General features: G+C 65.2%; 9 protein-coding genes and 1 tRNA gene. 2 read left to right on the forward strand and 8 right to left on the reverse strand.

The window, feature by feature from the left end:
* Nucleotides 1–76: 76 nt before the first annotated feature.
* Nucleotides 77–151, reverse strand: a tRNA-Glu gene (locus tag ACTIFK_RS16470).
* Nucleotides 152–306: 155 nt separating this feature from the next.
* The gene (gene recJ, locus ACTIFK_RS16475) at nucleotides 307–2166 is read right to left on the reverse strand and encodes a single-stranded-DNA-specific exonuclease RecJ (RefSeq protein WP_439544098.1); all 1860 of its coding nucleotides are present in this window, start codon (nucleotides 2164–2166) and stop codon (nucleotides 307–309) included.
* Between the two features lie 173 nt (nucleotides 2167–2339).
* Between recJ and ACTIFK_RS16480 the strand changes: the two genes are divergently transcribed.
* Entirely contained in the window at nucleotides 2340–2471 is a 132-nt protein-coding gene (locus ACTIFK_RS16480) for a hypothetical protein (RefSeq protein ID WP_439544099.1), read from the forward strand.
* A gap of 44 nt (nucleotides 2472–2515) precedes the next feature.
* Here ACTIFK_RS16480 and glpX read toward each other — a convergent pair whose 3' ends face one another.
* From glpX to ACTIFK_RS16495, 3 genes are read right to left on the reverse strand one after another with little or no spacing between them, the layout of a single operon-like run.
* Complete coding sequence (glpX, locus tag ACTIFK_RS16485) at nucleotides 2516–3514, reverse strand: class II fructose-bisphosphatase (RefSeq protein WP_439544100.1); 999 nt, start codon at nucleotides 3512–3514, stop codon at nucleotides 2516–2518.
* A gap of 21 nt (nucleotides 3515–3535) precedes the next feature.
* Nucleotides 3536–4870 (reverse strand): homoserine dehydrogenase, encoded by a 1335-nt coding sequence (locus ACTIFK_RS16490; RefSeq protein ID WP_439544101.1) that lies wholly within the window; start codon nucleotides 4868–4870, stop codon nucleotides 3536–3538.
* Between the two features lie 12 nt (nucleotides 4871–4882).
* Nucleotides 4883–6109 carry an LL-diaminopimelate aminotransferase gene (locus ACTIFK_RS16495; RefSeq protein WP_439544129.1) on the reverse strand — a complete coding sequence of 409 codons (1227 nt, stop codon included), beginning with the start codon at nucleotides 6107–6109 and terminating at the stop codon, nucleotides 4883–4885.
* A 250-nt stretch (nucleotides 6110–6359) separates the two neighbouring features.
* Here ACTIFK_RS16495 and ACTIFK_RS16500 point away from each other — a divergent pair, with 250 nt between their 5' ends.
* On the forward strand, nucleotides 6360–8165 hold the full coding sequence (locus ACTIFK_RS16500; protein ID WP_439544102.1) for a PHA/PHB synthase family protein: 1806 nt from the start codon (nucleotides 6360–6362) through the stop codon (nucleotides 8163–8165).
* Between the two features lie 250 nt (nucleotides 8166–8415).
* On the opposite strand, the gene ACTIFK_RS16505 is transcribed toward ACTIFK_RS16500, so the two are convergent.
* The 3 genes from ACTIFK_RS16505 to ACTIFK_RS16515 all read right to left on the reverse strand — a co-directional run bounded on the left by ACTIFK_RS16505 (nucleotide 8416) and on the right by ACTIFK_RS16515 (nucleotide 11927).
* Entirely contained in the window at nucleotides 8416–10440 is a 2025-nt protein-coding gene (locus tag ACTIFK_RS16505; RefSeq protein ID WP_439544103.1) for an autotransporter domain-containing protein, read from the reverse strand.
* 138 nt (nucleotides 10441–10578) lie between these two features.
* Complete coding sequence (locus ACTIFK_RS16510; protein ID WP_439544104.1) at nucleotides 10579–10848, reverse strand: hypothetical protein; 270 nt, start codon at nucleotides 10846–10848, stop codon at nucleotides 10579–10581.
* Between the two features lie 128 nt (nucleotides 10849–10976).
* Nucleotides 10977–11927, reverse strand: coding sequence for a helix-turn-helix domain-containing protein (locus tag ACTIFK_RS16515; protein ID WP_439544105.1), 951 nt, complete (start codon nucleotides 11925–11927; stop codon nucleotides 10977–10979).
* Nucleotides 11928–12295 lie beyond the last annotated feature (368 nt).

Below are 12295 nucleotides of genomic sequence, written 5' to 3' on the forward strand. Positions count from 1 at the left end.
CCGAGTGGCAAACTCAAGTCTGGGTTTGCCAGTTCGGTTGCTAACCACTAGATATGAAAGGGAAATTTTTTAGAGATGGCGGTCCCTACGGGAGTCGAACCCGTCTTTCAAGATTGAAAATCTCGCGTCCTAACCGATAGACGAAGGGACCGTCCGGGGCGTCATGCGCCGAGACAGCGGCCTGATATAGAAAGGTTTGCCGGGCGACGCAAGCAGAGCCTCAGCTTCACGGGCGTCACCAGTGTCGCGCCGGGCAAATCCGGCTGCCGCATGGGAAATTCCCCGCACGGAGCAACGCCTTGCACCCTATTGCGCCCGCGGGTCGGCCGCATCCTCGATCTGCAGTTCGATACGATTACGCCCGCCCCACGTGTCACGGCGCAGTTGCCCGACGATATGCAGCGGAAAGCCACCCGAGGCCGCGACCAGCATCTCGCCGAGCGGTTGCCCGGCGGCCCGGAACGCCACGGCATCGAGCCGCGAGCCGTCCCCCGCTTCCAGCACGCACCGGATATGCGCCGTGCCGACCGGCTTGGCGAATTTCACGCGATGCGCCGGGAAGGCGAACCGCGGCTGCGGATTGCCCTGCCCATAGGGCCCTGCACGCTCGAGCAGATCGATCAGCGCCTCGTTGGCTGCAGAAGGAGTGAGCGCCCCGTCGATGGCGAGCGACGCCCGCGCCGCGAGCCGCGCCGCAGAGCCCGTCAGCGCGGCTGCAAAGAACGCGGCCAGCGTTTCCGATTTCGATTGGTCGACCGTCAGCCCGGCCGCCATGGCATGCCCGCCGCCCTTGAGCAGATGACCGGCCGCCACCGCCTCACGCACCACGCCGCCGATGTCGATGCCCGACACGGACCGCAGCGACCCGGTGCCGGCGATGATCCCATCCACGGGGCTCTTGTCCCACGCGATCACGCACGACGGCCGCTTGAAACGCTCCGTCAGCCGGCTCGCGATCAGCCCCACGACGCCACGATGCCAGTCCGGAGATCCAACCACGACGACCGCGAGATCGGGCGTCGCTTCGAGCAGCCGGTCGGCCATCGCCAAGGCTTCCTCGAGCGCGGCCTGCTCGATCTCCTTGCGCTCCTTGTTGAGGCGGTCGAGCAGGATGGCGATCCGCGCCGCCTCCGTCTCGTCGTCCGTCGACAGCAGCTTCGCGCCCAGCGCCGCGTCCCCGATGCGCCCGCCCGCGTTGATGCGCGGGCCCAGGATGAAGCCGAGATGATACGCCGTCGGCGCCTCGCTCAGGCTCGCAGCGTCCGCCAGCGCCCGCAGGCCGACGTTATCGCGCCCGCGCATCACCGCGAGCCCCTTCGTGACATACGCGCGGTTGAGCCCCTTGAGCGGCACCACGTCCGCAACCGTCGCCAGCGCCACGAGATCGAGATCGCGAATGAGCGGCGGCTCGGCCGCTCCGCCGTTGTAGAGCCCGCGCCGTCTCAATTCACGCTGCGTGGCGACGAGCACCAGGAACACGACGCCCGCCGCGCACAGATGCCCCTGCCCGGAAATGTCGTCGCGCCGGTTCGGATTGACGAGCGCATGCACCGCCGGCAGCACCTCATCCGCCTGATGGTGGTCGATGACGACGACGTCGATGTTGCGCCGTCCCGGCCCGGCCAGCACGTCGACGCTGGTCGTGCCGCAGTCGACTGTCACGATCAGCTTCGCGCCTTCCGCGATGAGTTGTTCGAGCGCGGCGGCATTGGGGCCGTATCCCTCGGTGAGACGATCCGGGATGTAGATCCGCGACGGCGTCTCGTGATGCGCCAGAAAACGCGCCACCAGCGCGGACGAGCACGCGCCGTCCACGTCGTAGTCACCGAATATCGCGACCGGCTCGCGGCGCTCGATGGCATCCGCCAGCCGCCGGGCCGCCTTGTCCATATCGGTCAGCGACGACGGATCGGGCATCAGCGCGCGAATGGTCGGATCCAGGAACACGGGCACGTCGTCGAGGCCCACCCCGCGCGCGGCGAGCACGCGCCCGAGCAGCTCCGGCAATCCGTGATGCTGACTGATCGCGATGGCGTCCTTGGCCCGCGCCGGCTCCAGCATCTCCTGCCAGCGATTGCCGCGCGCCGAGCGCGAAACCCCGAGAAATGCGCCGTCGCCGGGCTCCTCCGCTTGAGGTCCGACGCGCATCTTGCGAACTGCCGTCATGCCGAACTGCCCCGCACTGATTCGTTCCCGAAAAGCGTAACGTCCCAGGTGAGCCGCCCCCAGGCGAGGCCGCCACTCATGTTATCAACAGCCGAGCATGCTTGTCCGGAGACTGACGCTATGGCAGAGGTGGGCCAGACACACACGACCACACACAAAACCGAGGCGCCCAAATGAGCGACCCTAAAAACCTTGTCATTGCCCTTCTGGTCATCGGCGTCGCGGTGCTGGGCTATCTCTACTACGACAGCCAGCAGTCCCACGTGCGCATCGACGTGCCTGGCTTCAAGCTGGAAGCCAAGTAAGCGATAAACCTTGGCCCGCTGCGACGCGGCGCGACTGAAGCGCGTCAGTCGCGGCTTTCGGCGAACCGCAATCCGACATCGCGGAACCGGCTCGAGATCCGGCGCACCGTGCCGGTCTTCGAGCGCATGATAAGCGTCTCTGTCTCGGCCGTGTCGCCGCGGAACCGCACGCCCTTGAGCAGCGATCCGCTCGTGACGCCGGTCGCTGCGAAGATCACGTCGGACGACGCCAGGTCCTGCAGCCGGAAGATCTTGTCGATGTCTTCGATGCCCATCTTAGCGGCGCGCTTGCGTTCGTCGTCGTTCGACGGCATCAGCCGCCCCTGGATCTGTCCGCCGATGCAGCGCAGCGCGGCCGCCGCCAGCACGCCCTCGGGGGCGCCGCCCGATCCGAGATAGATGTCGATGCCCGTCTCCGCCGGGTCCGTCGTCCAGATGACGCCTGCGATATCGCCGTCAGGAATGAGCTGCACCGCCGCGCCTACCCGGCGCACCGCGCGGATCATGTCCGCGTGACGCGGCCGGTCGAGCAGGCACGCGGTGATCTCGTTGATCTTGACGCCCTTCGCCTTGGCAAGCGAAGCGAGGTTGTCTTCCACCGAAGCATCGAGGCTGATAACGCCTTCAGGATAGCCGGGGCCGACGGCGATCTTGTTCATGTACATGTCGGGAGCATGCAGCAGCCCGCCGCGCTCCGATACCGCGAGCACCGCCAGCGCGTTCGGCATCAGCTTGGCGCAGATCGTTGTGCCTTCGAGCGGATCGACGGCGATGTCGACTTCCGGCCCCGTGCCGTTGCCGACCGTCTCGCCGATGTAGAGCATCGGCGCTTCGTCCATCTCGCCTTCGCCGATCACCACCGTGCCTTGCAGCGACACGCGGCCGAGCTCGTAGCGCATGGCGTCGACGGCGGCCTTGTCTGCGGCCTTTTCATTGCCGCGCCCGTTGAACCGCGCCGCAGCGATGGCCGCCGCCTCGGTCACGCGCGCGACCTCCAGCACCAACATGCGGTCGAGCCCAGCGCTCCCGTTACCATTCGCCATCGCCGTGTCCTTGCCTGAAGTCTAGAGGTCTTCGATGCGGATCATCTGCGGACTCTCGGTGACGTTGCCGTCGTCCTCGATCGCCCGGAGCGCCTTGCGCATCGCATCTTCCGTCGTGTCGTGCGTGATCAGTATGACGTTCGCCGCCGTTTCCTTATGCCCCGGCGCCGGCTCGCCCGCCTGGCCCGGGTGAACGGGTCCATGCCGGCGCTGCACGATGCTTTCGAGCGACACGTTCTCGTCGCTCATCCGTCGCGTGATGGATGCCATGGCGCCGGGCCGGTCGTAAACGGACAGCCGGACGTAATAGTTACCCTGGCGCGCCGCGCCCGTGAGCCGCTTGGCCGTCGCGAGCGCGGCCGTGGGCCGGATGAACGGCGGCATCACCAGCCCCCGCGCGATGTCCACGATGTCGCTGGCGACCGCGGAGGCCGTGGGCTTCGAGCCCGCCCCAGGGCCGACCAGCAGGAGGTTGCCGACGTAGTCGCCGTCGATGCCGACGCAGTTGGTGACACCCGACACCTCGGCCAGCGCCGATTCCTCGTCGATCAGCACCGGCGTGACGCGCGCTTCGACCCCGTCGGGCGAAGACACGGCGACACCCAGCAGCTTGATGCAATAGCCGAGCTCGGTGGCCGCCTCGATATCGGCCGTCGTGATCCGCTCGATGCCCTCGACGTCGATCTGGTCGAACGCGATGGTCGTCCCGAACGCGAGGCTGACCAGCAACGACAGCTTGTGCGCCGCGTCGAACCCGCCGATGTCGAACGTCGGATCCGCCTCGGCGAACCCGCGGTCCTGCGCTTCCTTGAGGGCATCCCCGAAGGCGCGCTTCTCGTCGGTCATCTTCGAGAGAATGAAGTTGCAGGTACCATTGAGAATGCCGTAGACGCGCCGCACCTCGTTGGCCGCCAGCGCCTCGCGCAGCATCTTGATGATCGGGATGCCGCCGGCGACGGCCGCTTCGAAGTTGAGCGCGACGCCGTTCTCCTCGGCCAGCCGTGCCAAGGCGAGCCCGTGCTTGGCGAGCAGCGCCTTGTTTGCCGTCACGACGTGCTTTTTCGCCCGCAGGGCTGCTTCCACCGACGCCTTCGCAGGCCCCTCGTCGCCGCCCATCAGCTCGACGAACACCGCAATCGACGGGTCCGTGGCCAGCGCGATCGGGTCGTCGAACCAGCGGGCCTGCCCGAGATCAGCGTCCCGCGTCTTGTCGCGCGAGCGGGCGCAGACGCCCGTGACCACGATGGAGCGGCCGAGCATCCTTTCGAGGCGCGGAGCGTGAGCGGCAAGAAGTTGAATGAGACCCGTGCCGACGGTGCCAAGTCCGGCGACGCCGAGGGTCAAAGGCTCTGACATGGCTTGAGATGCCTAGCGGCTGGCTTTCTGTGGGATGGGAATGACGTTATGCAGCGTTTCCGGAGATTGCGCGAGGAACTTTTTAATCGAGCGAGCCGCCTGCCGGATGCGATGCTCGTTCTCCACCAGCGCAATACGCACGAAACCTTCACCATACTCGCCGAAGCCCAGTCCCGGCGATACGGCGACGTCTGCCTTCTCGATCAAAAGCTTTGCGAACCCGACCGAGCCGATGGCGCGGTAGGGCTCCGGGATCGGGCACCACGCGAACATGGTGGCCGGCGGCGGGGGCACTGGAAAGCCGGCCCGCCCGAAGCTGTCGACCAGGCAGTCGCGCCGGCTCTTGTAGGTCTTGCGGATCTCCTCGACGCAATCCTGCGGCCCGTTGAGGGCCGTGGCCGCGGCCACCTGGATCGGCGTGAACGCGCCATAGTCGAGGTAGGATTTGACGCGCGCCAGCGCCCCGATCAGGCGTTCGTTGCCGACCGCGAAGCCCATGCGCCAGCCGGGCATGTTGTAGGTCTTGGAGAGCGACGTGAATTCCACCGTGATGTCGATCGCGCCCGGAACCTGCAGCACCGACGGCGGCGGATTGCCGTCGAAGTAGATTTCGGAGTAGGCGAGATCGGAAAGGATGATGAGGTCGAGCTTCTTCGCCAGCGCCACCGCGTCCTTGTAGAAGTCGAGATCGGCCGTCATCGCCGTCGGATTGGAGGGATACGACAGCACGACCGCCAGCGGCTTCGGAATCGAATGGCGCACCGCGTGCTCGACCGCGCGCAGGAAATCCTCCCCGTTGCCGGCCTGCACGTGCCGCATCGACGCGCCCGAAATCAGAAAGCCGAACTCGTGGATCGGATAGGTCGGGTTGGGCACCAGGATCACGTCGCCCGGCGCGGTGATCGCCTGCGCCATGTTGGCGAAGCCTTCCTTCGAGCCGAGCGTCGCCACCACCTGCGTTTCGGGATCGAGCTTCACGCCGAAGCGGCGCTGGTAGTAGGCGGCCTGCGCGCGCCGCAACCCCGGGATGCCCTTGGAGGCGGAATAGCGATGCGTGCGCGGCTTGGCGACCGTCTCGACGAGCTTGTCGATGATGTGCTGCGGCGTCGGCAGATCGGGATTGCCCATGCCGAGGTCGATGATGTCCGCCCCGCGCGCCCGCGCCGCCGCCTTGAGGCGGTTCACTTCCGCGAAGACATAAGGCGGCAAGCGCTTGATGCGGTGAAAATCGTCGTCGATCACGAGCGTCTCTTGGCGGTTAGGACCTGCCCATGCGTGACGCCCACGTGGTCGGCGCGCAGTCGGCCCCCAGCGGCCGGGCACGCGCGATGCGTCATAAAAGCGAGGTCGGTTTCGGATGATATCTACGCCAAGCGGCCCATCATCGTCTAGTGTCACGCAATTGCCGCCCAAGTGATGTTCACACCTCGATGAGCATTCGCCTTTGATCCTACTAGGCGATCCAGCAGGGACGTCCTATCTTTGCCTCATGACTGAGCAGCCGCACATTCCTACGACACCCTATCGCATCGAAAATCCCGAAGAATTTGCGCGCAACATGCTGCGCCTCTTCGAGCAGGGCGGCCGCGCGATGGGCGACCTCCTGGACCGGCCCGACGCCAAGATCAGCCCGTTCTCCGCCGCCAGCGAGGCGACCGAGGCCATTGGCACCCTGACCGACATCGCCCGCCTCTGGTTCACCGATCCCGCCAAGCTGGCGGAGGCGCAGGGCGCGCTCGTCAGTTCCTACATCGACCTCTGGAACAACGCGCTTCGCAAGCTCCTCGGCGAACAGGTCCAGCCCGTCGCCGAGCCGGAACCGTCGGACAATCGCTTCAAGGATCCGGAGTGGTCGTCGAACCCCTATTTCGATTTCTGGAAGCAGGCCTACCTCCTCACCACCAATTGGGCCGAGGACGTGCTGCAGCAGACCGAAGGCCTGGACGGCCCCACCCGCCAGAAAGCGGAGTTTTACCTGCGCCAGCTTTCGAGCGCCTTCTCGCCCTCCAACTTCCCGATGACCAACCCCGAAGTCGTGCGCGAGACATTCGCGACCAACGCGGGCAACCTCGTGCGCGGCATGACGCACCTGGTCGACGACATGGAGAAGTCGGGCGATCTTCTCAAGATCAGCCAGACCGACACGGCCGCGTTCGAGGTCGGCCGCAACCTGGCCACCACGCCGGGCAAGGTCGTCTTCCAGAACGACATCTTCCAGCTCATCCAATACACGCCCACCACCGATAAGGTGCGCGAGGTGCCGCTGCTGGTCGTCCCGCCGTGGATCAACAAATATTACATCCTCGACCTGACGCCGCCGAAGAGCTTGCTGAAATACGCGGTCGACCAGGGCTTCACGGTCTTCGTCGTATCGTGGGTCAATCCGGACGAACGCCTCGCGCACAAAAGCTTCGAGGACTACATGCTCGAAGGCGTGCTGACGGCGACCGACGCCGTCACGCGCGAGACCGGCGTCGAGAAAATAAACATCGTCGGCTACTGCGTCGGCGGCACCCTGGTCGGCTCGACGCTCGCCTATCTCGCGGCCCGAGGCGAAGAGCCCTATCGCTCCGTCACCTTCCTCACGACGCAGCTCGATTTCTCGAAAGCCGGCGACCTCCTCCTGTTCACGACCGACAGCCAGCTCTCCTCGCTCGGTAAAATGATGGCCGAGCGCGGCTATCTCGACGGCTCGCGCATGGCGAACGTGTTCAACATGATGCGCCCGCGCGACCTCATCTGGCCGTACATCGTCAACAACTACATGCTGGGCAAGAAGCCGTTCCCGTTCGACCTGCTCTACTGGAACCAGGATTCGACGCGCATGCCCGCCGCCAACCACGGCTTCTACCTGGGCGAATTCTATAACGCGAACAAGCTGGCCAAGGGCGAGATGACGCTCGCGGGCATCAAGCTCGATCTCAAGAAGATCAAGCTGCCGGTGTTCGAGGTCGCCACCAAGGAAGACCACATCGCGCCCGCCAAGTCCGTCTTCATCGGCTCGAAGATGCTCGGCGGCCCCGTCGAGTTCGTGCTCGCCGGATCGGGCCACATCGCCGGCGTCGTCAACCCGCCCGACAAGATGAAGTATCAGTACTGGACCGCCAACAAAGCCGCCGCCGACACGCTCGAAGAGTGGATCGGCATGGCCAAGACGCACCCCGGCTCCTGGTGGCCCTACTGGGTCGAATGGGTGACCAAGCACTCCGGCGACTGGACCATCCCGCGCGAGCCCGGCGAAACCCTCGGCGTCATCGAAGACGCCCCCGGCAGCTACGTCAAGACGAAGTCTTGAGTGGGGAGCGGGGGCGTTCGCGCGCATCCGAATTGACGCTCAAGCCGGACGTCGCAGGTCACGACCGCGGATGTCTGCTCCTGACCCATTGCAGACAATGGCCCTTTAGCGAAGCGTTCGCGCCATCGATGAGATTTGAGCAATCCCCCTGATCCCACTTGGCGCAACCAAGCTGCCGGGTTGACCCGCAGCAGTGGCAGAGCTGTGACGGCGAACAAGCTTACGTGAAGCACAATCTGCAGCGACGATTTCAGAAATCCTGCGAGAGGCCGACGCGGGCGAGGTAGGTGGTATCCCCCTCATCCTCGGGGATCGATGCGGTGACCGAGCCTGTGATCGCGCCCTTGTCCCAGGCCGGCAGGCGCACGCCGCCGCCGACCTCGAGCCAGTCCTCCGTGGCCGCGACGCCAGGCACGCTCATGGGAACCCAATTGACCAGCGTGGCCGTGACGTCTGCGCCCTTGCCGCCGTCGAGGCGATGGCCCCAGGCCAGTGTGCCCCAAATCCAGGTGTCCGGCTTGAAGGTGTAGCGCGCGTCGGCGCCGAAGCGCGCCGTCTCCGCCGTGCTTTTCATCCCTTCGAACGACGATGTGAACACGCCGTCCGTCTCGGTGTAGGCATCGAGGGTCGTCTGCGAGAACGTGTAGGACGCAAAAGGCGTCAGCTGCAGCGCGCCGAATTGCTCGGTCCAGCCGACGCGGGCGATGGCTCCGAAGCCGTCGCTCGATGTCTCGCCTTTCGAGTATACGCGCCCGACTCCGTTCGTGTAGCCGCGCTCGATGTCGCCATCGAGGAGCAGACCATTGACGCCGACGAGCCATTGCAGCCCGGTGTCAGGCACGCGGGCGAGGAACGCCGACAGGCCGCCGCCGCGCATATCGGCGGAGCCGTCATAGACCATCTCGGTTTCGACACGCGCGGCCGACACCGAGAAGCCTGCAATCATCTGGTCCGGAAGATCGACCGTTATGCCGAGCGTACCGGACGTCACCGGATCGCTGTCGTAGGCGCCATAGGCAAAGACGGAATACGGCGAGCTGCGCGAGCCCTGCGAAGCGCGGGCCTGCGTCGCGTATTCCTGCATGGTGGTGAGCGCACCGCCGATCGCGGCGTTGGCGGTGTGGCCCACGGCCGCCTGACCGCTGTACGAGTTCGCAAGCTCACTTTCTGTAGTAAGCCCCTGGCAGAACATCGAGACGCAGCGCACCAGCCAGATATCGTCGGTCACAGTTGCCGGGTTCAGGCCGCGGCCGGCGATGATGCTGCCGTCCGCGGAGATGCCTTGGGCGAACCAGAGCTGCCAGCCGCCGAGATTGACACCGGATTCGGCGAGGAGGCTCTGGATCGACCGCATGCCGGTCACTGCGGTCCAGCGGAACGCTTGCGTAGGGCCGCCACCCGAGCTGTAGCCGACGACGATCGATCCGTCGGCGCTGACGGCAGTCGCAAGGCTCCGGGTATTGCCGGAAACGAAGCCGAGACTGACGAGGCCGGTCGCCTGCGTCCAGCGATAGGCCTCCCCAGTGGAGCGGCTGCTGTCGCCGTGGCCGACGATGACAGAGCCATCATGGTTGACCCCGTGCGCATACGTGACGGTGCCGCCGTTCAGGAAACCGAGGCCGGTCATGCCCATGGCCTGAGACCAACGGAAGGCTTGCGTTGTTGGGTCAGCCGCATCGCCGATCACGACCTTACCGTTGCCGCTGATGGCCTTGCCGAAGCTGTCGGTGTAGCCGGGCAGCGTTCCGATGCCCACCATGCCGGTCGCCTGCGTCCAGACGTAAGCCTGGTCGATCCCGCCTCCGTTCGTGGCAGAACCGGTCACCACAGTGCCATCGCCACTAACGCCGTCGGCGCGGCTGGTCGCATAGCCGTTGAGCGTGCCGCCGGGGTCGAATGCCGCGCCGAAGTGCAGGTCGGTCGGGACAGCGCTGCCGGCGGTCCACATCACCCCGTGAAAAGTGCCGCCACCGGTGTCCGCGTTGCCGACAATCACCGAGCCGTCAAAGTTCGCAGCAAATTGGGCTGCGAAGCCGCCAAAGCCGACCGGAAACGTATAGACGCCGTTGGACCAGACCCATATCTGCGTATCGGTCATCCCGATCAACACCTTGCCATCGCCGCTCATACCAGAGAGCATGTTATAGAGGGCGCCGGGTATCGATCCCGTTTCCTGGACCCAATCGAGCGCCTTCGCCGGCGAGGTGATGGCAAACGTCGTGAGCGCCGTGCCCGCGAGCAGGCCCGCCTTTACAATCCAATTTGACCGGATCACTCGCCCCCCTGGAAAAAGCGGCCTGCCGTCGCAGATCGGCAGGCCGAATCGAACTTTATTATCGTGTACGAATGAACAGTAGTCGTCTCATTCCGCGCAAAGCGTCGTGCCGAGGCACATTCACTTACTGACAGGCGCTTACTTGCCCGTCCAGCCCGCATCCTTGCTGCACTTCTCCATCACCTTGGGGTTGGCCTTCTCCCACTCGGTGACCGAGCGCGATTCATCGTCGGACATCTCGTTGTTCATGCAGGTGCAATATTTGGTGACGACGTCGGCCGGCTGGCCCTCGTCCTTGTTCTCGATCACGCAGTCGCCGATCCACTTCGAATCGTCGGATTTTTTGTCGGCGAGGGCAGGCGTGGCGAAGCATGCAAGCATCGCGATCAGGGCTACGTGACGTTTCATTTCTTATTCCTCCATCCGGGATTGGACGAAGCTCTATGCCCAAGCGAATCGGGGCGCGTCATCTCATTCCGCGCAAAGTGCGACGGTGCACGAAATCGGTGGCGGAAATACCTCAGATAACCGAGCAATCAGCTTTCGGCGGCGCGCACGTCGCCGGGTGTGAGACCGTAGGCGCGGCGGAAGACGCGGTAGAACGTCGCCAGGCTTTCAAAGCCGCATGCGAAAGCTATGTCGGCAACGGGGCGGGCGGCGTCGGCCAGCAACTGCCGGCGCGCCTCGTCGAGCCGCATTGCGGTTATCGTGCGCGAGAAGCTTTCGCCGGTCGGCTCGAACAGGAGATGGATCTGGCGCACGGACACGCCGAGCAATGTGGCGACGAGCGCGGGCGAGAGATCGGGGCGGAAGAGATTCTGTACAATGACGTGCCGCGCAGCGTGATACTGGCCGAAGTGAAGTGCGGCCCGGCTTTCCGGCGAGCCCGGCGCCACGCGCCCGCGCGCCAACAAGGCGAGCTGCCCAAGGTTTGCCACCGCCGCTGCCTGATCGGCGATGCGCGGCCCCTGCCCCACCAACGCCGCAAAGCCGGCCGCGATCAGCTTCGTTAGTCGTAGTCCCGCGGCGAGCGGCTCATGATCGAGATTGCGTGCGCTTGCGGCGAGACTGTCTCTCCCCTTCAGCGGAATCTTGAGGGCGCGGAAATGAAATCCGTCGGTCCGCGTAGGGATCGCCGCATAGGGCATGTCCGAATGACTGACGACCAGCGTCGAGTTGGTGATGGCGCGAATGCGATCGCGGCCAATGTCCATCCAGCCGGGACCGCGCACCTGCTCAGCGATGCAGAGGCTGTCGCTCGCGAGCCGGTCGATATCGGCCTGCGTGCGGCTGACATGATAGGTGGAGGCGTGCATTTCGGCGAGCGTGGCGCCGCCGATCGCGACGGCCGAGAAGCGTCCCTTGAAGTCGAGCCGCTTCGCCTTCTCGAGCTCGATGGTGACGCCGAAAAGCTGCTTCCCCCTGACCTCGACCCAATGGTCGAAGCGCTCCTTCGCCGGCAGGTCGTCGGTGGAAAACGTCAGCATGCTGCACCTTTGCCTGCGAATGATCGGCCCCGCAAGCCGAAAAGATGCCCTTAGACGCACACCTAGGCGCAGGCGCGGGCTAGTCCTACGACGATATGTCGGGCGCATGTCGATGACCGGGGATTGCCTTCGGCAGTTGGTCCGCTTCTGGCCCAGCCAACTTCCAAAAACTTTATCCCCGCCCCTCATTTCTCCGCATACGCTCAGTCCATCCCGCTCATTCGGGGACGCTCCTTGATGCATGCTTCCAGCATGACCTGCGAGCGGGCGTATCTTGCCGAAGGCGAGCGCAAATGAGCATGAGCGGGAGCCGCGCCTCCTCAACGATGGCGGCATTTCCAAATCAGCCGCATGGCCCCAACGTCATG

Source organism: Hyphomicrobium sp., from assembly GCF_051860585.1.
Classification (GTDB): Bacteria; Pseudomonadota; Alphaproteobacteria; order Rhizobiales; family Hyphomicrobiaceae; genus Hyphomicrobium_C.

What these genes read in the sequence shown, in the direction of transcription:
- ACTIFK_RS16515 (WP_439544105.1), bottom strand. Translation starts at nt 11,927, where the DNA reads ATGCTGACGTTTTCCACCGACGACCTGCCGGCGAAGGAGCGCTTCGAC.
- ACTIFK_RS16500 (WP_439544102.1), top strand. Translation starts at nt 6,360, where the DNA reads ATGACTGAGCAGCCGCACATTCCTACGACACCCTATCGCATCGAAAAT.
- glpX (WP_439544100.1), bottom strand. Translation starts at nt 3,514, where the DNA reads ATGGCGAATGGTAACGGGAGCGCTGGGCTCGACCGCATGTTGGTGCTG.
- ACTIFK_RS16510 (WP_439544104.1), bottom strand. Translation starts at nt 10,848, where the DNA reads ATGAAACGTCACGTAGCCCTGATCGCGATGCTTGCATGCTTCGCCACG.
- ACTIFK_RS16480 (WP_439544099.1), top strand. Translation starts at nt 2,340, where the DNA reads ATGAGCGACCCTAAAAACCTTGTCATTGCCCTTCTGGTCATCGGCGTC.
- ACTIFK_RS16490 (WP_439544101.1), bottom strand. Translation starts at nt 4,870, where the DNA reads ATGTCAGAGCCTTTGACCCTCGGCGTCGCCGGACTTGGCACCGTCGGC.
- recJ (WP_439544098.1), bottom strand. Translation starts at nt 2,166, where the DNA reads ATGACGGCAGTTCGCAAGATGCGCGTCGGACCTCAAGCGGAGGAGCCC.